We start from the raw sequence: 22,083 nt of genomic DNA, 5'->3' as shown, positions 1-22,083 counted from the left end.
CGGGGCAGGCGACCTGTTGTTATTGGGAGTGACGGGTCAGATGTCGGAAGAAAAATCGCCCTTGGCGTGGCGTTCTTCGACGGCACGCACGAAGGTCGGCACGCCGCCGCGCAGCACGATGATGAATTCATCGACCACGGCCACCCACAGCAGGATGGAGCCGAGCGCAAAGCTCAGCTGCGGAATCCACAGCGGCATGGGCAGCAGGCCCTGCGCGATGTCGTTGAACTCCCAGCTCTCATAGGTGTAGCTGCAGGCCGCCCACATGAGGTAGCCCACGGCCACGGAGCCGATGGCCAGCGCCACCACCTCGAGCTGGCGGCAGCGCCGGGGCGGCAGCTTTTCCAGCAGCAGCGTCACGCGCACGAAGTCTCCGTGCTTGAAGGCATGGGCCATGGCCAGGAAGGCGGCGGCCGCGCAGAACCAGGCCACGATGTCGTTGATGGCGCCCGTGCGCAGGCCCAGTTCGCGCATGATGCTCTGCGCCACCATGAGCACGCAGATCAGCACGATGAAACCGGCGCCCAGGGCGCCGGCGGCCAGGTAGATGCGGTCGAGCCAGCGGCGCAGCATCGTCACTTCTTGGCCGGCGTGGCCGGCGCGCTCTTGCGGTAGGCGGCGATGATGGCTTCACCATCGGGGCCGGCCTTCTTGGTCCAGTCGGCCAGCATGATCTCGCCTACCTGGCGCATGTCGGCCATCAGCTTGGGGGCGGGCGTGACGATCTTCATGCCCTTCTCGACCAGTGCCTTCTTGTACCACTCGGTCTTTTCCTCGCTGAGCTTCCAGCCGCGCGATTCGGCATCGGCCGAGGCCTTGAGCAGCGCATCCTGCGTGGGCTTGTCCAGCGCGTCGAAGGCCTTCTTGTTCACGATGACGGCGTTCTTGGGCAGCCAGGCCTGGGTGTCGTGGAAGAGCTTGATGCTTTCGTAGATCTTGCTGTCGTAGCCGGTGGAGCCGGAGGTCATGGTGGCTTCCACCACGCCGGTGGCCAGGGCCTGCGACAGTTCGGCCGCCTGGATGGTCACGGGCTGGGCACCGATCAGTTCGGCGATCTTGGCCGTGGCGGGGCTGTAGGCGCGCCACTTGATGCCGCGCAGGTCGGCGACGGAGCCCAGTTCCTTCTTGGCGTAGATGCCCTGCGGCGGCCAGGCCACTGCGTACAGCAGCTTCATGCCCTGGGTGCCCAGCAGCTTGTCGAGGTAGGGCTTTTGCGCGTCATACAAACGCTTGGAGTCGGCGTACGAGGTGGCCACGAAGGGGATGCCGTCCACGCCGTAGAGCGGGTTCTCGTTCTCGAAGTTGCCCAGCAGCACCTCGCCGGCCGGGGCCTGGCCGCCCTGCACGGCGCGCTTGATCTCGTTGGCCTTGAACAGCGAGGCGTTGGCGTGCACCGTGATCTTGAGCTTGCCTGCGGTCGCGGTGTCCACGTCCTTGGCAAACTGCATCAGGGTTTCGGTGTGGAAATTGCTGACCGGGTAGGCTGCTGCCAGGTCCCATTTGGCCTGGGCCACGGCGGAGGTGGCGGTGAAGCCGAAGGCCAGTGCCAGGCCGAGCGCAGTGACGGGGAGGATTCGACGCTTCATGGAGTGCTCCGCAAGTGGAAGGGACGTGGGTGGGGGAAGTCAGGCGACTGTATCGAAAACAACTCGTTACCGCATAGGTGTTTTGCCTGAACGTTGACAAATTGCCAACAAATCATTGGTGACTTGCCTACAATGCCCATGCATATCCCGTGCCAGTCTTTTCCGATTCCTTGCAAAGGCGACCCCCATGAAATCTGCGGCCAGTGCCAAGCGCGATTCCGGGCCCATCGTGTCCTCCGCGCACCTGGTGTCGGCGCAGAGCGCGGAGATGAGCGAGTTCGAGTTCGGCCTCATCGTCGCGGGCAATGCCTTCCACCGCTGGGTGGTGCACTGCATGTCGGCGGCGGGCCTCAAGGACCTCACGCCGCTCGATGTGGTGGTGCTGCACCACGTGACGCACCGGGCGCGCGACAAGCGCCTGGCAGACATCTGCTTCATCATGAACGTGGAAGACACGCACCTGGTGAACTACGCCCTCAAAAAGCTGCAGAACCTGGGCGTGGTGGCGTCCCAGAAGAATGGCAAGGAGGTGACCTACGCGGCCACCGATGTGGGACGCGCCTATGTGCAGCGCTACCGCGAGATCCGCGAGCGCTGCCTGATCGACGCGCTGCATGCCGACGATGCCCTGAACCGCGACATCGGCGAACTGGCCCGCTTGCTGCGTGTGCTCTCGGGCATGTACGACCAGGCGGCGCGTTCGGCGGCCTCCCTTTGATTTGCGGCAGCACCGTCCGCGGGTCCTCTCCCTTTTACCTACCGATTTCATGACGATGGCTTCTTCTGCCTCCACCCACCCCGCACGCTGGCAATTCTGGATCGACCGGGGAGGCACCTTCACCGACGTGGTCGGCAAGCGGCCCGACGGCACGCTGGTCACGCACAAGCTGCTGTCCGAGAACCCCGAGCAGTACAAGGACGCGGCCGTGGCCGGCATCCGCCACCTGCTGGGCCTGAAGGCCGGCGAGCCGGTGACACCCGAGGCGGTGGAGTGCGTGAAGATGGGCACCACCGTGGCCACCAATGCGCTGCTGGAACGCAAGGGCGAGCCCACGCTCTTGATCACCACCAAGGGCTTTCGCGATGCGCTGCGCATCGCCTACCAGAACCGGCCGCGCCTGTTCGACCGGCACATCGTGCTGCCCGAGCTGCTCTACAGCCGCGTGATCGAGGCGCAGGAGCGCATGGGCGCGCACGGCGAGGTGATCGAGGCGCTGGACGAGGCGCACCTCAAGGAGCGCCTGTGGGCCGCCTACGATGCCGGCCTGCGCAGTGCGGCCGTGGTCTTCATGCACGGCTACCGCTACACCGCGCACGAAGAAGCGGCCGCCCGCATCGCGCGCGAGGCCGGCTTCACGCAGGTCAGCGCATCGCATGCCACCAGCCCCATGATGAAGCTGGTGAGCCGCGGCGACACCACGGTGGTCGATGCCTACCTTTCGCCCATCCTGCGCCGCTACGTGGAGCAGGTGGCCAGCGAGATGCCGGGCGTGCCGCTGTACTTCATGCAATCCTCTGGCGGGCTGACGGACGCCCATGCCTTCCAGGGCAAGGACGCGATCCTGTCCGGTCCAGCCGGCGGAATCGTGGGCATGGCGCGCACGGCGGGCCTGGCAGGTCACCAGCGCGTGATCGGTTTCGACATGGGCGGCACGTCGACCGACGTGAGCCACTATGCGGGCGAGTTCGAGCGCGAGTTCGAGACCCAGGTGGCGGGCGTGCGCATGCGCGCGCCGATGATGAGCATCCATACCGTGGCCGCGGGCGGGGGCTCCATCCTCGGCTTCGACGGCGCGCGCTTTCGCGTCGGGCCCGAGAGCGCCGGCGCCAACCCCGGCCCGGCCAGCTACCGCCGCGGTGGCCCGCTGGCCGTGACCGATGCCAACGTGATGGTCGGCAAGATCCAGCCCGCACACTTCCCGCGCGTGTTCGGCCATGGCGCCAACGAGGCGCTGGACGGCGATGCCGTGGCGCAGAAGTTTGCCGACCTGTCGCAGCAGACCGGCCGTGCGGGCGAGGACGTGGCCCACGGCTTCATCCAGATTGCCGTGCAGCAGATGGCCAATGCCATCAAGAAGATCTCGGTGGCGCGCGGCTACGACGTGACGCGCTACACGCTGCAATGCTTTGGCGGCGCCGGTGGCCAGCATGCCTGCCTGGTGGCAGATGCCCTGGGCATGATGCGCGTGTTCGTGCACCCGCTGGCCGGCGTGCTCAGCGCCTATGGCATGGGCCTGGCGGACCAGAACGTGATCCGCGAACAGGCGGTGGAGCGCAAGCTCGCGCCTGAGGCGCTGGCCGAGATCGAGTCCGTGCTGGAGCGCCTGGCGACCGCCGCGCGCGCCGAACTGGAGCAGCAGGCCGGCGATGGCACCGCCACGGTGCACCGGCGCGTGCATGTGCGCTACGAGGGCAGCGACAGCGCCCTCATCGTTCCGTTCGGCGCCATCGAGGCCATCACGGCGGCATTCGAGTCGGCTTACCGCCAGCGCTTCGCCTTCCTCATGCAGGGCAAGGGCCTGGTGGTCGAGGCCGTCTCGGTCGAGGCCGTGGTGGCCGGCGATGCGCCCGTGGAGCCGCGCCATGCCCTGCAGGCCGCGCGCGAGGTGCCGCGCCGCAGCACGGTGCGCATGTACACCGGCGGCACCGACGGCGTGCCCGCCTGGCACGACGCGGCCCTGGTGGTGCGCGAGGACCTGCGCCCCGGCGACGTGATCCCGGGCCCGGCCATCATCGCCGAGAAGAACGCCACCACCATCGTCGAGCCCGGCTGGGAGGCGCAGCTCACCGACCTCGACCACCTGCTGCTCGAGCGCCGCGTGGCGCGTGCCGTGCAGCATGCCGTGGGCACCACGGTGGACCCGGTGCTGCTCGAAGTGTTCAACAACCTGTTCATGAACATTGCCGAGCAGATGGGCCTGCAACTGCAGAACACGGCCTACTCGGTGAACATCAAGGAGCGCCTGGATTTCAGCTGCGCGCTGTTCGACACGGCGGGCAACCTGATCGCCAACGCGCCGCACATGCCGGTGCACCTGGGTTCCATGGGCGAGAGCATCAAGACCGTGATCCGCGACAACGCCGGCCGCATGCAGCCGGGCGACGTGTTCGTGCTCAACGACCCCTACCACGGCGGCACGCACCTGCCCGACATCACGGTGATCACGCCGGTCTACATCGGCGAGGAAGCCGAGCCCACCTTCTACGTGGGCAGCCGCGGCCACCATGCGGATGTGGGCGGCATCACGCCGGGCTCCATGCCGCCGTTCTCCACGCGCATCGAGGAAGAGGGCGTGCAGATCAACAACGTGAAGCTGGTCGAGCGCGGCGTGCTGCGCGAGGCCGAGATGATCGCCTTGCTGGAAAGCGGCGAGTACCCCTCGCGCAACCCGCAGCAGAACATGGCCGACCTGCGCGCCCAGATCGCGGCCAACGAAAAGGGCCAGCAGGAACTGCGCCGCATGGTCGGCGAGTTCGGCCTCGACGTCGTGCAGGCCTACATGCGCCACGTGCAGGACAACGCCGAGGAGTCGGTGCGCCGCGTGATCACCCGCCTCAAGGACGGCCAGTTCACCCTGCCGCTGGACAACGGCTCGCAGATCAGCGTGGCCGTGCGCGTGGATGCGAAAAGCCGCAGCGCCGAGATCGATTTCACCGGCACCAGCGCGCAGCAGACGCACAACTTCAACGCCCCCACGGCGGTGTGCATGGCCGCCGTGCTCTACGTGTTCCGCACCCTGGTGCAGGACGACATCCCGCTCAACGCGGGCTGCCTGAAGCCGCTCAAGGTCATCATTCCGCCGGGCTCCATGCTCAACCCGAACCCGCCGGCCTCGGTGGTGGCGGGCAACGTGGAGACCTCGACCTGCATCACGAATGCGATCTATGGCGCGCTGGGGCTGATGGCGGCGGGGCAGTGCACCATGAACAACTTCACCTTCGGCAGCGAGCGCTACCAGTACTACGAGACCATCTCGGGCGGCAGTGGCGCCGGCGGCGTGTGGGATGCCTCGGGTGCGCTGGTGGACGGCTTTGCGGGCACAAGCGTGGTGCAGTGCCACATGACCAATTCGCGCCTCACCGACCCCGAGGTGCTGGAGTTCCGTTTCCCGGTGCGTCTGGAAGGCTACGAGATCCGCAAGGGCTCGGGCGGTGCCGGCCGCTGGGCGGGTGGTGATGGCGGTGTGCGCCGCGTGCGCTTCCTGGAGCCGATGACGGCCAGCATCCTCTCCAACGGCCGCCACCATGGCGCCTTCGGCATGGCCGGCGGTTCCGCGGGGGCGGTGGGCCTCAACAAGGTGGTGCGTGCCAATGGCAAGGTGGAGGCGCTCGACCACATCGGCCAGGCGCAGATGCAGCCGGGCGATGTGTTCGAGATCCATACGCCCGGGGGCGGGGGCTTCGGAACCCCGGGCTGACCTGCAGGGACCTACAGGTCCTTGCGGCCTGCAGGCGTGACGCTGCTCAGGCTGGGCGGCACGTCCTGTCCCGCCTGGCGGGCCCGGAAGAGGGCGGCGCGCATCAGGAAGATGGAGGTCACCGGCACCGTGACGGCCACGAAGCCGGCGATCAACAGCGCATGCAGCGCCAGGCTGCCATCGGCGACCGAGAAGTAGATCACCGTGGCATGCATGATGCACCAGCAGCCCATGGTGGCCGCGATGGACGGCGCATGCAGGCGCTCGAAGAAGGTCGGCAGCCGCAGCAGGCCGGTGGCGCCGAGCAGCGCCATGCCGGCGCCCTGCAGCACCAGGGCGGCCACCACGATCTCCAGCCACAGGGGCAGGGTGCTTGCGACCTCATTCATTCGATCACCTCGCCGCGCAGCAGGAACTTGGCCATGGCCATGGAGCCCACGAAGCTGAACAGCGCCAGCAGCAGTGCCGCCTCGAAGTAGTTCTTGCTGCCGTACAGCAGGCCCAGCACCAGCATGGCCAGCATGCCGTTCAGGTACATGCAGTCGAGCGCAAGCACGCGGTCCTGTGCCGAGGGGCCCTTGAGCAGGCGTACCAGCGCACAGCCCATGGCCAGCACCAGCATGAACAGGGCCGCAGGCAGGGCCCAGGCGAGGATGGGAGTGGTCGTCATTCAAAGATCTCCATCAGGGGGCGCTCGTAGCGCTGCTTGATCAGCGCCGCGATCGCCTGGGCATCGTCCACCTCCAGCACGTGCAGCATCAGCATGCTGCGGTCCACCGAGAGCTCGGCCCAGGCCGTACCCGGGGCGATGCAGACGATGACGGCCAGCACCGCCAGGGCGTTGGCATCGCGCAGCTCCAGCGGAATCTGCACGAAGCCCGAGGGGTGGCGCCTGCGGTGGGGCGACAGCAGCAGGCGCGCCACGGCGATGTTCGATTGCACGGTGTCGGCCATCACGGTCAGTGCCAGGCGCAGCACCGCGCCCGGCGCGCGGATGCGCACCGGCAGGGGGCGAAGGCCGGCCGTGAGCAGCGGGATGGCGAGCGCCAAGACGCTGCCCAGCACGAGGTGGCCGGCGCTGAGCGAGCGGTTGAGCAGCAGCCACAGGCCGAGCAGCGCCAGCGACAGCAGGGGGGCGGGGACGATGCGCTTGATCATCATTGCGGCCTTCCGTTGGCGCCGGGGGTGGTGCCGGGTGGGTTGGCCACGGGCATGGCGGACATCACGGCGCGCACGTAGGTGCCGGGCGCGTGCAGCGCATCGGCCGTGGCCTGGGTGTAGCGCATCACGGCGCCGGCCTGCCAGGTCAGCAGTGCGCAAGCCACCAGCAGCATGGCGATGGGCAGGCCTTCGAGCACCAGCAGCTTGGGCGAGGCGCGGTCGTGCGAGGCCCAGAAATGCCGTATGCCGGCCCGCGTGAGGGCGATCAGCGCCAGCAGGCCGGTGGCCACCATCAGCGCCAGCAGGGCCCAGCCCGCAGAGCCCAGCGCGAAGCCGCCCGAGGACCCCATGCCCAGCGGGTTGAGCAGCGCATGGATCATGGCGAACTTGCCCACGAAGCCGGGCAGTGGCGGCAGCCCGGCGATCACCAGCGTGCAGGCCATGAAGGCCAGGCCCAGAAAGGCCACCGCCGCGGGGATGACTTGGCCGATCAGCACCTCCTCCTTCTCGTCCAGGTTCAGGCCCTGCGTGTGCACCAGGTCGGCGGTGAGGAAGGGCGCGTCGTCGGTCTGTTCGTGCGGTGCGAGGCTGGCGCCGTCGTTGCGCCAGCGCTCGATCAGGTCGGTCAGCAGGAACAGGGCGCTCACCGCCAGCGTGGACCCGAGCAGGTAGTACAGCAGGCCGGCCGTGAGCAGGGTCTGCCCGAAGCCCATGGCCGCCAGCAGCGTGCCCGATGACAGGATGGCCGCGTAGCCCGCCAGGTGCCCCAGGCGCTGAGAGCCCAGCATGCCCACCGCTCCGAAGGCCATGGTCACCAGGCCTGCGCCCACGATCCACTGGCTGCCGAACTGGGCCGAGTCGCCCGCCTCGCTGCTGAACAGCAGGGTCCACAGGCGCAGCATGCTGTAGACGCCGACCTTGGTCATGAGCGCGAACAGCGCGCCCACCGGCGCCGTGGCGGCACTGTAGGCCGGCACCAGCCAGAAGTTGAGCGGCCACACGGCGGCCTTGATGAGGAAGGCCACGGCCAGGATGCCGGCCGCCGCATGCAGCAAGCCCCGGTCGGACGGGTCGATGCCGGCGATGCCGCGCGCCAGATCGGCCATGTTCAGCGTGCCGGTGATGCCATAGAGCATGGACACACCGATCAGGAACAGCGACGAGGCCGCGAGGTTGATGGCGATGTAGTGCAGCCCGGCGGACACACGCGGCCGGCCCGAGCCGTGCAGCAGCAGGCCGTACGAGGCGGCCAGCATGATCTCGAAGAACACGAACAGGTTGAACAGGTCGGCCGTGAGGAAGGCGCCCGCCAGGCCCATGAGCTGGAACTGGAACAGCGGATGGAAGTGCACCCCCGCGCGGTGCCAGCGCGCGGCCGAGAACAGCACCGTGGCCAGCGCCACCGTGCTGGCCAGCACCAGCATCATGGCCGAGAGGCGGTCGAGCGCGAGCACGATGCCGAACGGCGCCGGCCAGTTGCCCGGCAGGTACACCCCCAGGCTGGTCTGCACGCCGGGCTGCTTGGCCTGCACCAGCAGCAGCACCGCGATGACCAGGCCGAGGAAGGTGGAGACCAGGTTCATGGCCACCTTGGTGCGCTGGCGCTCCTCGCGCAGCAGCAGCATGAGGCCGGCCGTGAGCAGGGGCAGTGCGATCGGCGCCAGGATCAGGTGGGGCATGAGCAGCGCCGTGACGTGCGCGGTCAACTCGGCCATCAGTGCGTCTCCTGCGCGTCGGGGGAGTGCGTGCCGTCCACGTGGTCGGTGCCCGACATGCCGCGCGAGGCCAGCAGCACCACCAGGAACAGCGCCGTCATGGCAAAGCCGATGACGATGGCCGTGAGCGTGAGCGCCTGGGGCATGGGGTCGGCGTAGTGGGCCAGGTCCTGCGGCAGGCCGGGCTGCAGCACCGGTTCCTTGTCGATGGCCAGGCCCAGACGGCCCATGCTGAAGATGAACAGGTTCACGGCGTAGGACAGCAGCGCCAGCCCCATGATGACCTGGAAGGTGCGTGGGCGCAGCAGCAGCCACACGCCCGAGCCGGTGAGTATGCCGATGGCCAGTGCGAGTATCAGTTCCATCAGCGGACTCCTGGGGTGTTGTTGTTCTGCAGGGGGGATGCCGCCAGTGCGGCCATGGCCGCGGCCTGTTCCTCCTGTGCCTCCTCGGCGGCGCGGGCGTTGAAGCGGTGGCTGCGCACCGATTGGTGGGCAATGGCCGTGAGGATCAGCAAGGTGGAGCCCACCACCAGCGTGAACACCCCGATGTCGAAGAACAGGGCGCTGGCCACGTGGACCTCGCCCACCACCGGCAGGTGCAGGTGGGCCGTGTGGCTGGTGAGGAAGGGGTAGCCCCAGAACAGCGCACCGAGGCCCGTGGCCAGGGCGATCAGGAGGCCGGTGCCGATCCAGCGGCGCGGGTACAGCGGCAGGTGGGCTTCGACCCAGGAGGTGCCCGAGACGATGTACTGCAGCAGCAGCGCCACCGAGAACACCAGGCCCGCCACGAAGCCGCCGCCGGGCTCGTTGTGCCCGCGCATGAAGAGGTACACCGCCACCAGGGTGGCAAACGGCAGCAGCAGGCGCACCAGCACGGCCGGCACCATGAGGTAGCCCACGGCGGTGTCGGTGGTCTGGCGCGGGTTGGCCAGGTCGGTGGCCACGTCGGCGGGCACGGCGCGTTGCTGGGGCGGCAGGTCCATCACCTCGCGCGCCGGGCGGAAGCGCCGCAGCAGCGCATACACGGTGAGCGCCACGATGCCCAGCACCACGATCTCGCCGAAGGTGTCGAAGCCGCGGAAATCCACCAGCATCACGTTGACCACGTTGGTGCCGCCACCGTCGGTGAGCGCGTGCTCCAGGAAGAAGGTGGAGGTGCTTTCGGGGAAGGGGCGGCTCATCATGGCGAAAGACAGCAGCGCCATGCCGGCGCCCGAGAGCAGGGCCAGCGTCATGTCGCGGTAGCGGCGCAGCTGCGTGCGCCGCTCCTGCGCCAGCGTGGGCACGCGCAGGCTCTCGTCGCGCCGCGGCAGCCAGCGCAGGCCCAGCAGGATGAGGATGGTGGTCACCACCTCCACCACGATCTGCGTGAGCGCCAGATCGGGGGCCGAGAACCACAGGAAGGTCAGGCAGGTGCACAGCCCCGCGCCGCCGAGCAGGGTCAGCGCGGCCAGCCGGTGGTACTTGGCTTGCCAGGCGGCGGCCACGGCGCACATCGAGCCCAGGAACCAGAGCACCGCGAAGGCCGGCGACAGCGGCAGCTGCTCGCGCGCACCGATGGGCAGGCCACGCGCCCACAGCGGCAGCGTGCCGGCCACCAGGGCCGCGGCCACCAGCCACAGCATCTGCCACTGCAGGCGTCCGGTGCCCAGCAGGCTCCGGCCCTTGCGCCCGGCCAGCGAAAGCCAGGCCAGCAGCCCCTCGAAAAGCTGTTTGCCATTGATGTGGCGCATCAGCGGCGGTGCATCGAGCGCGCCACGCGCGCGCAGCCAGCGCAGCAGCAGGTACAGCGCGATGCCGCCGGCCAGGGCCACCAGGCTCATCACGAACGGGGTGTTGAAGCCGTGCCACACCGCCAGGCTGTAGGTGGGCAATTCGCCCCCCACCACGGGGCGTGCGGCGGCCTGCAGCACGGCACCCACGGACCAGGCCGGCAGCATGCCCACCACCAGGCAGGCCAGCACCAGCAGCTCGACCGGCACGCGCATCCAGTGCGGGGGCTCGTGCGGGGTGTGGGGCAGGTCGGTGGCGGGCGGGCCCCAGAACACGTCGACCGTGAAGCGCAGCGAATAGGCCACGCTGAAGATGCCGGCCACCGTGGCGGCCACGGGCAGCAAGGTTTCGAGCCAGGGCACGGTGTTCACGAACACCGTCTCGGCGAAGAACATCTCCTTGGACAAAAAGCCGTTGAGCAGTGGCACGCCGGCCATGGCGGCGCTGGCCACCATGGCCAGCGTGCCGGTGATGGGCATCATGCGCACCAGGCCCGACAGGCGCCGGATGTCGCGCGTGCCGCTCTCATGGTCGACGATGCCGGCGGCCATGAACAGCGAGGCCTTGAAGGTCGCGTGGTTCATGATGTGGAACACGGCGGCCACGGCCGCGAGCGGGCTGTTCAGGCCCAGGAGCAGGGTGATGAGGCCCAGGTGCGAAATGGTGGAGTAGGCCAGCAGCCCCTTGAGGTCGTTCTGGAACATGGCCGCATAGCCACCGACCAGCAAGGTGCACAGGCCCGCGCCGCCCACCAGCCAGAACCACTGCTCCGTGCCGGCCAGGGCCGGCCACAGCCGCGCCAGCAGGAAGACGCCGGCCTTGACCATGGTGGCCGAGTGCAGATAGGCCGACACCGGCGTGGGCGCCGCCATGGCATTGGGCAGCCAGAAGTGGAAGGGGAACTGGGCGCTCTTGGTGAAGGCGCCCAAAAGGATCAGCACCAGCGCCGTGAGGTACAGCGGGTGGGCCTGGATCAGTGCGCTGGCGGCCAGCACGTGGTCCAGGTCGTAGCTGCCCACGATGTGGCCCAGCACCAGCATGCCGGCCAGCATGCACAGCCCGCCCGTGCCCGTGACGGTAAGCGCCATGCGCGCGCCGCGCCGCGCATCCTTGCGGTGGTGCCAGTAGCCGATCAGCAGGAAGGAGAACAGGCTGGTCAGCTCCCAGAACAGCGCGATCTGGATGATGTTGCCCGAGAGCACCACCCCCACCATGGCGCCCATGAAGGCCAGGAAGAACGAGAAGAAGCGCGGCACCGGGTCGGCCGCCGACATGTAGTAGCGCGCATACAGCACCACCAGCGAGCCCACCCCCAACACCAGCATGCAGAACATCCAGGCAAAGCCGTCCAGGCGCAGCACCAGGTTCAGTCCCAGCGCGGGCAGCCAGGTGATCTCCTGGCGCAGCACCTCGCCCCCGGCGATCTGGGGGAAGTACAGCGCGGCCTGCACGGTGCAGAACAGGGCGATGAGCCCGGCCAGGGTGGACTCGGTATTGCGGGCGTTTGCGGGCAGGACGGCCGCGAGAAGACTGCCGATGAAGGGGAGAAGGATGAGGGTGATCAGGGGCATGCCCGAACGATTTTAGGGCGTGCTCCCAAAGTCCCTTTTCAGCGTCTGGAGAGAGGGCTCCCGCATGGCCGGGGGCTGGCCATGAAAAAGCCCGCCGAAGCGGGCTGCTGCGTGCCATGCGGAGGCGCCCGCAGGGCGGGCCGGCTTCACTGCTTGGCGCCGCTGGCGGCCGCCTGCGGGGCGGCGGCAGCAGGCTCTGCGGCCTTGTCCTTCTTCTGGCGCGCGGGCTTGTCTTCGCCCTTGGCGGCCGTCTTGCTGGCCTTGGCTTCTGCTTCTTTCTTCTTCTTGTCGGCCTTGGCCTGGGCGGCGGCGCTGAAGCGCTTGCCATTGACGGTCAGGCCCTCGGCCGAGAACTTGGCCGCTGTCTTCTCGCCCACGCCGCCCACGCGGCCGATGAAGTCGTTCCAGTCCTTGAACTCGCTGTTCTTGCGCTCGTTGATGATCTTCTCGGACATGGCCGGGCCGATGCCCTTGATGCCGTCGAGCTCGGCCGCGCTGGCCTTGTTCACGTCCACGGCGGCCGACACGGTGCCGGCAAACAGCAGGGCAGCGATGAGCAGGAACTTCTTGAAGATGGACATGGATGCAACTCCCTCGGTGTGTTGTTGGGTGCCGGCCATCATATCGGTCCTGCCCTGTGCGTGGGGGATCAGAGTTCCTCGACGCGGCGGGCGGGGTAGCTGTCCCAGGTCTGGCAGCCCGGGCACTGCCAGAAATGCTGGCGCGCCTCGAAGCCGCAGGCCGCGCAGCGGTAGCGCGTGAGCGGCTTGACGGCGTGGTCCAGCGCGCGCTGCACCTGCGGGTGGAAGGACTCGTGCTCCAGCTTCTCGCCGGCCAGCCACTTGGCGGCGGCGACCAGGGATTTCTCCTTGTCCAGGTGGTCCACATAGCGCTGGCGGGCGCTTTCTGCGGCGCCCTGGGCGGTGTCGATGGCGACCAGGCTCTCCAGCACGTCCAGCGAGGGCCCGCCGTCATAGTGCTCCTGCAGCAGGGCCTGGGCCTGCACCGTCTGCCCGGTGCTGGCGGCCGCCTCGACCATCAGCGGTGCGGCCAGGGGCAGGGCGGCGGGGTTGTGCTCGCCCAGCGCCTTCAGGGTGGCCAGCGCGGCGGCGGGCTGGCCCATCAGGTGCTGCAGGCGCGCCATGTCGATGCGCGCGCGCGCGGCGCCCGGGGCCGCGGCCACGGCCTGCTCCAGCAGGGCCAGGGCGCCGGCATGGTCGGCCTGGCCGCTGAGGGCCGCTGCCTGCTCGCACAGGTAGTGCGCCTGGCGGGTGCTGAAGTCGCCCTGGTCGGCATCGTGCATCTTGCGCGCGATGGTGGTGGCGTGGGGCCAGTCGCGCGAGCGCTCGTAGATGGCCAGCAGCGCCAGCCGGGCCTGGGCCTCGAAGGGCGTGCCCTCCAGGCGGTTGAGCGCGTCTTCGGCGCGGTCGAGCAGGCCGGCCTTGAGGAAGTCGAGCGCCAGCGCATGCTGGGCGCGTTCGCGGTCGGTGCGGCTGAGGTCGCCGCGCGAGAGCAGGTGCTCGTGCACGCGCACGGCCCGGTCGTATTCGCCGCGGCGGCGAAACAGGTTCCCGAGGGCAAAGTGCAGCTCCGAGGTGTCGGGGTCGTTCTGCACGGCCTCGATGAAGGCATCGATGGCCTGGTCCTGCTGTTCGTTGAGCAGGAAGTTCAGGCCTTTGAAGTAGGCCTTGGGCGCGCGGCGGTTTTCGGCGCGCAGCTGGCGCAGGTCAAAGCGCGATGCCAGCCAGCCGAGCACGAAGGCCAGCGGCAGGCCCAGGAGGATCCAGCTGAGGTCAAATTCCATGGATGGGCGGCATCTCGGCAGGTGCGGCTTCGGCCGGGACGGCGGCCTTGGCGGGGGTTGCGGGGGGCGCCTGCTTGAGGGCCTGGCGGGCTACGCTGCGGTGCTTCCACCAGCGCGGCACCATGCCCAGCACGCCCACGATGAGGCCGGCGGAGAATGCCGTGAGCACGACCAGCACCAGCGGCGCGCGCCACTGCGTGCCGAAGAAGAAGTGCACGGTGGCGTCCTGCTGGTTGTTCAGCGCAAACGCGAAGAGGGTAAAAAAAATGGCTGCCTTGAGCAGCCACAGGAGGTATTTCATGGGGCTCCCCGGTGGTGGGGAGATTCTAAGGCGCTGGTGGCGCCGTCCCTGGGATGGTGCGCACCCCCATGGGGAATGCACGCCCTGGTTGACGCGCGGCCCCGGCAGTGCGTCAACCCGCGGTGCCCGTGGCCTTGGCCGCAGCTGCCGAGGTGGGCGTACCGTCGTCTTCCATCTCGGCCGTGCGCTTGTCCACGGCTTCGCGCAAGGCCTTGCCTGGCTTGAAGTGGGGCACGCGCTTTTCGGGGATGGCCACGGCCTCGCCGCTGCGTGGGTTGCGGCCCATGCGGGGCGGGCGGTGGTTCACCGAGAAACTGCCGAAACCCCGGATCTCGATGCGATGGCCACGCACCAGCGCGTCGCCCACGGCGTCAAGAATGGTCTTGACGGCGTACTCGGCATCGCGGTGGGTGAGCTGGCCAAAACGGGCGGCCAGTTCTTCAACAAGGTCAGAGCGGGTCATGGTATCGGGATGTCGGGTAGAAAGAGAAGCGGGCGCACGAGGCGCCCGCTGACAGAGACCTTCAGAAGGTCAAGCCGTCACTCACTTGTCGGAGTTATCCAGCTTGGCGCGCAGCAGGGCGCCCAGGCTGGTCGTACCGGCGCTTTCGCGGCTCGATTGCTGGCTCAGGCTGGCCATCGCGCCTTGCTCGTCGGCCATGTCCTTTTGCTTGATCGACAGCTGGATGTTGCGGGTCTTGCGATCCACATTGACCACCACAGCGGTGACTTCGTCGCCTTCCTTGAGCACGTTGCGGGCATCTTCCACGCGGTCGCGGGAGATTTCCGAAGCGCGCAGGTAGCCCACGATGTCTTCGCCGAGGTCGATTTCAGCGCCCCGGGCGTCCACGGTCTTGACCTTGCCGGTCACCGTCTGGCCCTTGTCGTTCACGGTCACGAAGGTCGTGAATGGGTCGCCGTCGAGCTGCTTGATGCCCAGCGAGATGCGTTCACGGTCCACGTCCACGGCCAGCACGATGGCTTCCACTTCCTGGCCCTTCTTGTAGTTGCGAACAGCGGCTTCGCCGGGTTCGTTCCACGAGAGGTCGGACAGGTGCACCAGGCCGTCGATGCCGGCAGCCAGGCCCACGAACACGCCGAAGTCGGTGATCGACTTGATCGGACCCTTGACGCGGTCACCGCGCTTCGTGTCCTGTGCGAATTCTTGCCATGGGTTGGCCTTGCACTGCTTCATGCCCAGGCTGATGCGGCGCTTGTCTTCGTCGATTTCCAGAACCATGACTTCGACTTCGTCGCCCAGCGAAACCAGCTTGGCGGGAGCGATGTTCTTGTTGGTCCAGTCCATTTCGGAAACGTGCACCAGGCCTTCGATGCCGGGTTCGAGTTCGACGAACGCGCCGTAGTCGGCAATGTTCGTGATCTTGCCGAACAGGCGCGTACCTTGGGGGTAGCGGCGGTTCACGCCCATCCATGGGTCGTCGCCCATTTGCTTCAGACCCAGCGAGACACGGTTCTTCTCGGTGTCGAACTTCAGGATCTTGGCGGTGATTTCCTGGCCAGCCGTCACCACTTCCGATGGGTGACGCACGCGGCGCCATGCCATGTCGGTGATGTGCAGCAGGCCGTCGATGCCGCCCAGGTCCACGAACGCACCGTATTCGGTGATGTTCTTGACCACGCCTTGGACGATGGAGCCTTCCTTCAGGGTTTCCATCAGCTTGGCGCGCTCTTCGCCCATGGAGGCTTCCACCACGGCGCGGCGGCTCAGCACCACGTTGTTGCGCTTGCGGTCGAGCTTGATGACCTTGAATTCCAGGGTCTTGTTTTCGTAAGGCGTCAGGTCCTTGATCGGACGCGTGTCGATCAGCGAACCGGGCAGGAATGCGCGGATGCCGTTGACCAGAACGGTCAGGCCGCCCTTGACCTTGCCGCTGGTGGTGCCGGTGACGAATTCGCCGGATTCCAGGGCCTTTTCCAGGCTCATCCACGAAGCCAGGCGCTTGGCGGTGTCGCGCGACAGGATGGTGTCGCCGTAGCCGTTTTCGATGGAGCCAATGGCCACCGACACGAAGTCACCCACTTGGACTTCGACTTCGCCCTTGTCGTTCTTGAACTCTTCCAGCGGCACGTAGGCTTCGGACTTGAGGCCGGCGTTGACCACGACGAAGTTGTGTTCCACGCGCACGACTTCGGCGGTGATCACTTCGCCTGGGCGCATTTCGGTACGCTGCAGGGATTCTTCAAAAAGGGCGGCAAAAGATTCGGACATGTGTTTCCTTGCCACAAACAGGATTCCGGGAGCACCATTGCTTCCGTTTTTATAGCTGCTTGCGGTGGTTTTTTGCGGCAAAGCCGCGGGTTAGGTTGTGGTTGATCCACACAGCCCGTGCGCTTGTGAGCGAGCGGTACCGTGGGGGCCTTGCAGGGCTTTCGCCCCGGTTGGCAGCGCCTTGCGGCCCTGCCAGTCAGCCCCGTGCGGCCAAGGCTGCAAAGGGCTGGCGCTCCTGCCACCAGGCAAGCACCTGATCGACGGCTTCATCAATCGTCAATTCGGAGTTGTCCAGCACCAGGGCGTCCTGCGCGGGCTTCAAGGGAGCGACGCTGCGGGAGCTGTCCCGCGCATCGCGCGCCTCAAGGTCTGCGCGAAGGTCGGCTATGTTAGCTGAAAATCCCTTTGAAATCAACTGCTTATACCGGCGCTCCGCACGGCAGGCGGCGCTGGCCGTCAGGTACACCTTGAGCGGGGCCCCCGGGAAGATCACCGTGCCCATGTCGCGCCCGTCGGCCACCAGGCCCGGCAGGCGCCGAAAGCTGTGCTGCAGGTCCACCAGGGCCTCGCGCACGGCGGGCAGGGAGGACACGCGCGAGGCGTTCATGCCTGCCTCTTCGGTGCGGATGGCGTCGGTCACGTCGTCGTTGCCCAGCAATACGCGCCCGCCCTCGAAGTGCACGGGCAGGGTCTTGGCCATGTCGGCAATGCGGGATTCGTGGGTGGCGTCGATGGCCAGGTCCTGGCGCAGGGCGGCCAGCGCCGTGATGCGGTACATGGCGCCCGAGTCGAGGAAGCGGTAGCCCAGGCGACGGGCCACGGCCGCTGCCACGGTGCCCTTGCCCGAGGCCGTGGGGCCGTCGATACAGATCACCGGAATGCGCTCGGTGCTGGCGTGCGCCACCGAGAACAATGCCTCGAAGTAGTCCGGGAAGGTCTTGGCCACGCACTTGGGGTCTTCGATGCGCACCGGCAGCCCGGCCGGGTTGAACGCTGCCAGCGAGAAGCACATCGCCACGCGGTGGTCGTCGTAGGTGTGGATGCTGGCGGCTTTCCAGTCCGACAGCTGCGCGGGCGGGGTCACGCGGATGAAGTCGGCGCCTTCCTCCACCGTGGCGCCAAGCTTGCGCAGCTCGGTGGCCATGGCGGCGATGCGGTCGGTCTCCTTCACGCGCCAGCTGGCGATGTTGGTCAGCGTGGTGGTGCCCTCGGCGTACAGCGCCATCACGGCCAGGGTCATGGCCGCGTCGGGAATGTGGTTGCAATCGAGGTCGATGGCCTTGAGCGGCCAGCCCTGGCCGGGCTCGCCGCGGCGGATGTGCAGCCAGTTGGCTCCGCCCGTGACCTGAGCGCCCATGGCGCGCGCAGCCTCGACGAAGCGGATGTCGCCCTGGATGGAATCGAGCCCCACACCGTGGATGCGGATGCCTTCGGGCAGGCCTTCGCGGCCTGCAGCAATCGCGCCCAGGGCGATGAAATAGCTGGCCGAGGAGGCATCGGCCTCGACATGGATTTCGCCCGGCGAGCGGTACTGGCAACCCGCGGGGATGGTGAAGCGCTGCCAGTCCTGGTGCGTGACCGCGATGCCGAAGCGCGCCAGCAACTGCAGGGTGATGGCGATGTAGGGCTTGGAGATCAGCTCGCCCACGACCTCGACCTCGATGGCCTGCCCGCGCGCGGCCAGGGGCAGCGCCATGAGCAGGGCGGTGAGGAACTGGCTGGAGACATCGCCGCGCACGCGGATGGGCGCGGCCAGCGCCAGGGGCGGCACGCCCTGGCCGTGCGCAATGCGCAGGGGCGGGTAGCCATCATTGCCCAGGTACTCGACCTGGCAGCCGAGCTGGCGCAGTGCATCCACCAGGTCGCCGATGGGGCGCTCGTGCATGCGCGGCACGCCCGACAGCTCGAACTCGCCGCCCAGCAGCGACAGCGCGGCCGTGAGCGGGCGCATGGCCGTGCCGGCATTGCCCATGAAGAGTTTGGCGGGCGAGCGCGGTGTGCCGCCGCCCAGGCCGGTGATGCGCACGGTGGTGCTGCCGTCCTCGTCCACCGTGCAGCCGATCTGGCGCAGGGCGTCGAGCATGACGCGGGTGTCGTCCGAGGCCAGCAGGTCGTGCACGGTGGTGGTGCCGGCACTCAGGGCCGCCAGCAGCAGCACGCGGTTGGAGATGCTCTTGGAGCCGGGCAGGTGGACTTCGCCGCCTGCGGCGTCCAGGGCCGGCAGGTCGAGCCAGGGGGTGCTGAACATCAACGCCCCTTGCTCGTGCGCTGCGCACCCATGCGCCAGTGCGCGCGGGTCTCGCTGGCCAGGGTGATCATGTCTTCCAGTGCCTGCGCATCGCTCTTCTGCATGGCCTGCTCGATGTTCTGCAGCGTTTGCTGGAACAGTCGCGACTGGGCCAGCAGCTCTTCGCGGTTGGACAGCAGGATGTCGCGCCAGACCTTGGGGTCGCTGGCGGCGATGCGCGTGAAGTCGCGGAAACCGGGGCCGGCCAGCGACAGGAAGTCGTCGCCATTGGCTTGACCGGTGATGCTGTTCATCATCGCAAAGGCCAGCAGGTGGGGCAGGTGGCTCACGGCGGCAAAGGCCGCGTCGTGCGATTCGGGCGACATGCTGCTCACCCGGCAGCCCAGGGCGGTCCATACGGTCTCGGCCTGGCTGAGCTGGGTGGTCAGGGTGCGCTCGATCGGGGTCAGGATGACCTGGCGGCCGGAGTACAGCTCGGCATCGGCATGCTCCACGCCCGAGACCTCGCGGCCGGTGATGGGGTGGGCCGGCACGAAGGAGCCCACCTGGTCGCGCAGTGCGCGGCGCGCGGCCTGCACCACATCGGCCTTGGTGGAGCCCACGTCCATGATCAGCATGTTGGGCGTGACCAGGTGGCGGATGGCCTTGAGGGTGGCCTCGGTGGCGGCCACGGGCACGGCCACCAGCACGATGTCGGCGCCAGCCACGGCCAGCAGGGCCGAGGGGGCTTCGACGTCGATCACGCCCATCTGGCGGGCGCGGTCGGTGGTGGAGGGCGACTTGCTGTAGCCCACCACGCGCTTGACCAGGCCGGCCTTCTTCATCGCCAGGGCGAAGGAGCCGCCCATGAGGCCGCAGCCGATGAGTCCCAATTGTTCAAACATGGTGCGATTCCGGCATGGGGCGACGGGGAGCGATCGCCGGGCTTTCAGGGGGGCGCATGGGCATGCAAAGGCTCATGGCGCAACCGGGTAGGTGCCCAGCACCTTGTAGAAGGCGCACAGGCTGCGCAGCTCTTCGAGGGCGCGCGCCACATGGGGCTGGGCGGGGTGGCCGTCCAGGTCGATGTAGAAATAGTACTCCCACTGGCCGGTGCGTGCAGGGCGCGATTCGAAGCGCGTCATGGACACGCCGTGGGCCTTGAGCGGCACCAGCAGGTCGTGCACGGCGCCGGGGCGGTTGGGCACCGAGACCACCAGGCTGGTGCAGTCCTTGCCCGAGGGCGGTGGCGTCTGCAGCGTGTGCGGCAGGCAGATGATGGCAAAGCGCGTGCGGTTGTAGGCGTCGTCCTGGATGGCGTGCGAGACGATGTGCAGGCCGAACTGGGTGGCGGCGCGTTCGCTCGACAGCGCGGCCCAGGCGGGGTTGGTGGTGGCCAGGCGGGCGCCCTCGGCATTGCTCGACACCGGGCGGCGCTCGGCATGCGGCAGGTGCTTGGACAACCAGGCCTGGCACTGGGCCAGGGCCTGGGGGTGGGCCAGCACGGCCTCGATGCCGTCGAGCGAGTTGCTGGTGCGCAGCAGGTTGTGGCGCACCAGCAGGCTGACCTCGCCCACCACGTGGGTGGGGGTGTGCAGGAACAGGTCGAGCGAGCGCGTGACCACGCCTTCGGTAGAGTTCTCCACGCCCACCACGCCGTACTGGGCGCTGCCGGCGGCCGTGGCATGGAACACCTCATCGAAGTTGGCGCAGTACATCAGGTCGGCGGCGCCGCCGAAGAACTCGATGGCTGCCTGCTCGCAGAAGGTGCCCTCGGGGCCGAGCACGGCCACGCGCTGGGGCGATTCGAGCGCCAGGCAGGCCGACATGATCTCGCGCCAGATGGCGGCCACATGCGGATCCTTGAGCGGGCCGGGGTTGGCGGTCTGGATCTTGTCGATGACCTGGGCCACGCGGTCGGGCCGGAAGAACGGCGTGCCCTCGCGCTTCTTGACCTCGCCGACCTGTTCGGCCACGAGGGCCCTCTGGTTGAGCAGCGTGAGCAGTTGCTGGTCGATGGAGTCGATCTGCACGCGCAGGCTGGCGAGATCAGGGGAGGCTTGCGGTTGGGTCATGAAAGGGCAACTTTTCTGGCGGGCGTCCGGCGGGAGGGGGCTGGGAAGGGGGACTCAGGCGCGCTTTTGTTCAAATTCTCGCATGTAGTCCACCAGCGCCTGTACACCGGCCAATGGCATGGCGTTGTAGATGCTGGCGCGCATGCCGCCCACGGACTTGTGGCCCTTGAGCTGCAGCAGGCCGCGCTCGCGGGCGCCGGCCAGGAAGGCATCGTTGCGCGACTCGTCGCGCAGGAAGAAGGGGATGTTCATGCGCGAGCGGCAGTTGGCCGCCACCTTGTTCACGTACAGCTGCGAGGCGTCGATGGTGTTGTAGAGCAGCTGTGCCTTGGCGATGTTGCGCTGCTCCATCGCGGCCACGCCGGTGAGCTCGCCCTCGCGCTGGCGCAGCAGCCACTGGAAGGTCAGGCCCGCCACGTAGATGCCCCAGGTGGGCGGGGTGTTGTACATGGACTCGTTGTCGGCCACGGTCTTGTAGTCGAAGGCGCTCGGGCAGGCGGGCAGGGCATGGCCCAGCAGGTCTTCGCGCACCACCACCAGCGTCAGGCCGGCGGGGCCCAGGTTCTTCTGCGCGCCGCCGAAGGCCAGGCCCACGCGCGACCAGTCCACGCTGCGCGAGGCCACGTGCGACGAGAAGTCGATGACCAGCGGCGCATCCGTGCCCAGCGCCTTGAGGTCGGGCAGCTCGTGGAATTCGGTGCCGTTGATGGTCTCGTTGCTGCAGATGTGCAGGTAGCTCGCGCCGCGGCTCAGGTTCCAGGTGGCAGGGGCGGGCAGGGTGGTGAAGTCGCTGTCCTGGCTGCTGGCGGCGATGTTGACCTCGGAGGCGTACTTGCGTGCCTCCTTTTGCGACTTCTGGCTCCAGCTGCCGGTGACCACGAAGTCCACCGCAGCGGCGCGCGAGAGGTTCAGCGGCACGATGGCGTTCTCGGCCAGGCCGCCGCCCTGCATGAACAGGATCTTGAAGTTCGCGGGCACGGCCAGCAGCGTGCGCAGGTCGGCCTCGGCCTGCTGGTAGATGGACAGGAATTCCTTGCCCCGGTGGCTCATCTCCATCACGCCCATGCCGCTGCCGTGCCAGTCCAGCATTTCGGAAGCGGCCTGTTGCAGCACTTCGGCGGGAATGGCGGCGGGACCGGCGGAGAAGTTGTAGGGGCGGTTCATGTCAGGCAAAACGGAAAATGGATGGCTGTCTCGGTGGGCTGGCGGCTTGCGCTGCG

At 68.0% G+C, this 22,083-nt stretch carries 19 protein-coding genes; 2 read left to right on the top strand and 17 right to left on the bottom strand.

The annotated features are described in order from the left end of the window. Positions 1 to 36 precede the first annotated feature (36 nt). Together AC07PF_RS27040 and AC07PF_RS27035 are read right to left on the bottom strand one after the other, a co-directional pair. Positions 37 to 573 carry a TRAP transporter small permease gene (locus AC07PF_RS27040; protein ID WP_007852627.1) on the bottom strand — a complete coding sequence of 179 codons (537 nt, stop codon included), beginning with the start codon at positions 571 to 573 and terminating at the stop codon, positions 37 to 39. Positions 574 to 575: 2 nt separating this feature from the next. After that, complete coding sequence (locus AC07PF_RS27035) at positions 576 to 1,586, bottom strand: TRAP transporter substrate-binding protein (protein ID WP_007852626.1); 1,011 nt, start codon at positions 1,584 to 1,586, stop codon at positions 576 to 578. A 187-nt stretch (positions 1,587 to 1,773) separates the two neighbouring features. Between AC07PF_RS27035 and AC07PF_RS27030 the strand changes: the two genes are divergently transcribed. After that, a complete protein-coding gene (locus AC07PF_RS27030) occupies positions 1,774 to 2,304 on the top strand; it encodes a winged helix DNA-binding protein (RefSeq protein WP_007852621.1) in 531 nt (176 codons plus the stop codon). Positions 2,305 to 2,359: 55 nt separating this feature from the next. Beyond that, positions 2,360 to 6,004, top strand: a complete 3,645-nt coding sequence (locus AC07PF_RS27025) for a hydantoinase B/oxoprolinase family protein (RefSeq protein ID WP_494613929.1) — start codon at positions 2,360 to 2,362, stop codon at positions 6,002 to 6,004. Positions 6,005 to 6,015: 11 nt separating this feature from the next. Here the strand turns inward: AC07PF_RS27025 and mnhG are convergent, their stop codons facing one another. The 15 genes from mnhG to serC all read right to left on the bottom strand — a co-directional run bounded on the left by mnhG (position 6,016) and on the right by serC (position 22,027). Next, a complete protein-coding gene (mnhG, locus tag AC07PF_RS27020) occupies positions 6,016 to 6,393 on the bottom strand; it encodes a monovalent cation/H(+) antiporter subunit G (protein WP_494613928.1) in 378 nt (125 codons plus the stop codon). Beyond that, positions 6,390 to 6,674, bottom strand: a complete 285-nt coding sequence (locus AC07PF_RS27015) for a K+/H+ antiporter subunit F (protein ID WP_007852614.1) — start codon at positions 6,672 to 6,674, stop codon at positions 6,390 to 6,392. The genes mnhG and AC07PF_RS27015 overlap by 4 nt, the downstream gene beginning before the upstream one ends. Beyond that, positions 6,671 to 7,162 carry a Na+/H+ antiporter subunit E gene (locus AC07PF_RS27010; RefSeq protein ID WP_494614017.1) on the bottom strand — a complete coding sequence of 164 codons (492 nt, stop codon included), beginning with the start codon at positions 7,160 to 7,162 and terminating at the stop codon, positions 6,671 to 6,673. Before AC07PF_RS27010 ends, AC07PF_RS27015 begins: the two co-directional genes overlap by 4 nt. Beyond that, positions 7,162 to 8,880, bottom strand: coding sequence for a monovalent cation/H+ antiporter subunit D (locus AC07PF_RS27005; RefSeq protein WP_494613926.1), 1,719 nt, complete (start codon positions 8,878 to 8,880; stop codon positions 7,162 to 7,164). The genes AC07PF_RS27010 and AC07PF_RS27005 overlap by 1 nt, the downstream gene beginning before the upstream one ends. Next, positions 8,880 to 9,245: a Na+/H+ antiporter subunit C gene (locus AC07PF_RS27000; RefSeq protein ID WP_007852609.1), complete on the bottom strand. Its 366-nt coding sequence runs from the start codon at positions 9,243 to 9,245 to the stop codon at positions 8,880 to 8,882. The genes AC07PF_RS27005 and AC07PF_RS27000 overlap by 1 nt, the downstream gene beginning before the upstream one ends. Next, positions 9,245 to 12,226 (bottom strand): monovalent cation/H+ antiporter subunit A, encoded by a 2,982-nt coding sequence (locus AC07PF_RS26995; protein ID WP_007852608.1) that lies wholly within the window; start codon positions 12,224 to 12,226, stop codon positions 9,245 to 9,247. The genes AC07PF_RS27000 and AC07PF_RS26995 overlap by 1 nt, the downstream gene beginning before the upstream one ends. Positions 12,227 to 12,372: 146 nt before the next feature. Further along, complete coding sequence (locus AC07PF_RS26990) at positions 12,373 to 12,807, bottom strand: ComEA family DNA-binding protein (protein WP_007852605.1); 435 nt, start codon at positions 12,805 to 12,807, stop codon at positions 12,373 to 12,375. A 68-nt stretch (positions 12,808 to 12,875) separates the two neighbouring features. Beyond that, on the bottom strand, positions 12,876 to 14,030 hold the full coding sequence (gene lapB, locus AC07PF_RS26985; protein WP_007852603.1) for a lipopolysaccharide assembly protein LapB: 1,155 nt from the start codon (positions 14,028 to 14,030) through the stop codon (positions 12,876 to 12,878). Then, the gene (locus AC07PF_RS26980) at positions 14,020 to 14,331 is read right to left on the bottom strand and encodes a LapA family protein (RefSeq protein WP_179681181.1); all 312 of its coding nucleotides are present in this window, start codon (positions 14,329 to 14,331) and stop codon (positions 14,020 to 14,022) included. Before AC07PF_RS26980 ends, lapB begins: the two co-directional genes overlap by 11 nt. Positions 14,332 to 14,443: 112 nt before the next feature. Further along, complete coding sequence (locus AC07PF_RS26975) at positions 14,444 to 14,794, bottom strand: integration host factor subunit beta (RefSeq protein WP_494613924.1); 351 nt, start codon at positions 14,792 to 14,794, stop codon at positions 14,444 to 14,446. Positions 14,795 to 14,875: 81 nt separating this feature from the next. Beyond that, positions 14,876 to 16,561, bottom strand: a complete 1,686-nt coding sequence (gene rpsA / locus AC07PF_RS26970; protein ID WP_007852596.1) for a 30S ribosomal protein S1 — start codon at positions 16,559 to 16,561, stop codon at positions 14,876 to 14,878. 196 nt (positions 16,562 to 16,757) lie between these two features. After that, entirely contained in the window at positions 16,758 to 18,809 is a 2,052-nt protein-coding gene (locus AC07PF_RS26965; RefSeq protein ID WP_494613923.1) for a bifunctional 3-phosphoshikimate 1-carboxyvinyltransferase/cytidylate kinase, read from the bottom strand. Further along, positions 18,809 to 19,693 carry a prephenate dehydrogenase gene (locus AC07PF_RS26960; protein WP_007852590.1) on the bottom strand — a complete coding sequence of 295 codons (885 nt, stop codon included), beginning with the start codon at positions 19,691 to 19,693 and terminating at the stop codon, positions 18,809 to 18,811. The genes AC07PF_RS26965 and AC07PF_RS26960 overlap by 1 nt, the downstream gene beginning before the upstream one ends. Positions 19,694 to 19,765: 72 nt before the next feature. Beyond that, positions 19,766 to 20,863, bottom strand: a complete 1,098-nt coding sequence (gene pheA / locus AC07PF_RS26955; protein ID WP_007852588.1) for a prephenate dehydratase — start codon at positions 20,861 to 20,863, stop codon at positions 19,766 to 19,768. Positions 20,864 to 20,917: 54 nt separating this feature from the next. After that, a complete protein-coding gene (gene serC / locus AC07PF_RS26950) occupies positions 20,918 to 22,027 on the bottom strand; it encodes a 3-phosphoserine/phosphohydroxythreonine transaminase (RefSeq protein ID WP_007852583.1) in 1,110 nt (369 codons plus the stop codon). Positions 22,028 to 22,083: the final 56 nt, after the last annotated feature.

Source organism: Acidovorax sp. GW821-FHT10A04 (genome assembly GCF_059415825.1).
Note: the sequence above shows the minus strand (reverse complement) of the source record. Positions and strands in the feature narration are given on the sequence as shown.

Bases quoted from the DNA above. Each gene is read 5' to 3' on its own strand.
- AC07PF_RS27040 (WP_007852627.1), bottom strand. From the start codon at position 573: ATGCTGCGCCGCTGGCTCGACCGCATCTACCTGGCCGCCGGCGCCCTG.
- AC07PF_RS27035 (WP_007852626.1), bottom strand. From the start codon at position 1,586: ATGAAGCGTCGAATCCTCCCCGTCACTGCGCTCGGCCTGGCACTGGCC.
- AC07PF_RS27030 (WP_007852621.1), top strand. From the start codon at position 1,774: ATGAAATCTGCGGCCAGTGCCAAGCGCGATTCCGGGCCCATCGTGTCC.
- AC07PF_RS27025 (WP_494613929.1), top strand. From the start codon at position 2,360: ATGGCTTCTTCTGCCTCCACCCACCCCGCACGCTGGCAATTCTGGATC.
- mnhG (WP_494613928.1), bottom strand. From the start codon at position 6,393: ATGAATGAGGTCGCAAGCACCCTGCCCCTGTGGCTGGAGATCGTGGTG.
- AC07PF_RS27015 (WP_007852614.1), bottom strand. From the start codon at position 6,674: ATGACGACCACTCCCATCCTCGCCTGGGCCCTGCCTGCGGCCCTGTTC.
- AC07PF_RS27010 (WP_494614017.1), bottom strand. From the start codon at position 7,162: ATGATCAAGCGCATCGTCCCCGCCCCCCTGCTGTCGCTGGCGCTGCTC.
- AC07PF_RS27005 (WP_494613926.1), bottom strand. From the start codon at position 8,880: ATGGCCGAGTTGACCGCGCACGTCACGGCGCTGCTCATGCCCCACCTG.
- AC07PF_RS27000 (WP_007852609.1), bottom strand. From the start codon at position 9,245: ATGGAACTGATACTCGCACTGGCCATCGGCATACTCACCGGCTCGGGC.
- AC07PF_RS26995 (WP_007852608.1), bottom strand. From the start codon at position 12,226: ATGCCCCTGATCACCCTCATCCTTCTCCCCTTCATCGGCAGTCTTCTC.
- AC07PF_RS26990 (WP_007852605.1), bottom strand. From the start codon at position 12,807: ATGTCCATCTTCAAGAAGTTCCTGCTCATCGCTGCCCTGCTGTTTGCC.
- lapB (WP_007852603.1), bottom strand. From the start codon at position 14,030: ATGGAATTTGACCTCAGCTGGATCCTCCTGGGCCTGCCGCTGGCCTTC.
- AC07PF_RS26980 (WP_179681181.1), bottom strand. From the start codon at position 14,331: ATGAAATACCTCCTGTGGCTGCTCAAGGCAGCCATTTTTTTTACCCTC.
- AC07PF_RS26975 (WP_494613924.1), bottom strand. From the start codon at position 14,794: ATGACCCGCTCTGACCTTGTTGAAGAACTGGCCGCCCGTTTTGGCCAG.
- rpsA (WP_007852596.1), bottom strand. From the start codon at position 16,561: ATGTCCGAATCTTTTGCCGCCCTTTTTGAAGAATCCCTGCAGCGTACC.
- AC07PF_RS26965 (WP_494613923.1), bottom strand. From the start codon at position 18,809: ATGTTCAGCACCCCCTGGCTCGACCTGCCGGCCCTGGACGCCGCAGGC.
- AC07PF_RS26960 (WP_007852590.1), bottom strand. From the start codon at position 19,693: ATGTTTGAACAATTGGGACTCATCGGCTGCGGCCTCATGGGCGGCTCC.
- pheA (WP_007852588.1), bottom strand. From the start codon at position 20,863: ATGACCCAACCGCAAGCCTCCCCTGATCTCGCCAGCCTGCGCGTGCAG.
- serC (WP_007852583.1), bottom strand. From the start codon at position 22,027: ATGAACCGCCCCTACAACTTCTCCGCCGGTCCCGCCGCCATTCCCGCC.